The 1032-nt window shown below is 46.3% G+C and carries 1 protein-coding gene; it reads right to left on the bottom strand.

What is annotated here, in order from left to right; translation table 11 throughout:
- Positions 1-295: 295 nt before the first annotated feature.
- Positions 296-829, bottom strand: coding sequence for a zinc metallopeptidase (locus IT084_RS17590; RefSeq protein ID WP_195714183.1), 534 nt, complete (start codon positions 827-829; stop codon positions 296-298).
- Between the last annotated feature and the right edge of the window lie 203 nt (positions 830-1032).

Here is a 1032-nt window from a genome sequence, read left to right as displayed (position 1 = left end):
GCTGCATCTTGTTGCCCTGGGACTGGAAAACCTGGCCTGCCTGCAAAACAGGTAGGCCCGCCACTAAAATGGGAAGATGTGGGGTTCAAAACCTACATGCTTCCCACTTTAGTGGGGAGTAGTTGACAAAATACCTCCAATCAAAAAAACGAGCGCGTTCCCAAAATATAAAAAGGGGCTGATAATTCAGCCCCCAAGAGATTTAAATATTAATATCATTACATTAAACAGTGAAGCCATAAAAACAAATCGGTCAAACAACCAAAACAGTCCTGGTGAAAAATCAGGCAACACATCAATCACTCCAGTTAACACCTAATTGCCAAAAAATTCTTCCGCAGATCAAAAGAGCCAGTGAAAAGGATACAGGAAGCACTATGTGAGTTAAGCAATACGCCGCGAAATGAATACGAATCGCCAATTTTTCCGTCTTTCCCGGTGTTAGGCGTTCAAGCACCGTTCTCGCAAACCTTGTAGCTCCCAATTCATCGAGCCAGCTGTCAACAGTTCGTATCCCGAAAAGAGCTGCCATCGGCAAGGCAATTACCAACCATGCCGCTTCATCCCAGACAAACCCAACTGCAAAACACAATAAAAGCCAGAGCATATAAAGGCCCCAGAAAACGGGTAATATTCTGGTTAGCAAGGACGGACCACGAATGGCGTGCCCCGTTTCGTGAGCCGCCTGAAATACTGCGGCAAGATATTTTTTGTCCTCGCCGTAGCTCAGGTAAATAGTCTTTTGTCTCCAGTCACACCGCCCGGCGGTCTCAGCTTCGCATACAACCCGGTAAGTCAAACCATTTTCTTTTAACAGATTATTGGCCAACTCTTTACACCCAACTGGGAATAAAATCTTCCGCATCTCCCAATAACGGCTTATCCAGTGCAACAATACAATCATCGCCTGGTTCAAAAAAGCTCACAATACCTAACAAGCTGTTAGTTTTTGTGAACCCGGCCTCCCCATGACCAGGCTTTCGCTCCTTTCTGGATTGGGTTTGCCTACCCCCGGGAGCAGGCTATAGCGAC

Source organism: Desulfallas sp. Bu1-1, from assembly GCF_015594625.1.
Classification (GTDB): Bacteria; Bacillota; Desulfotomaculia; order Desulfotomaculales; family Desulfallaceae; genus JADNRQ01.
The sequence above is the reverse complement of the archived record's forward strand: the minus strand, read 5'-3'. Positions and strand labels throughout refer to the sequence as shown.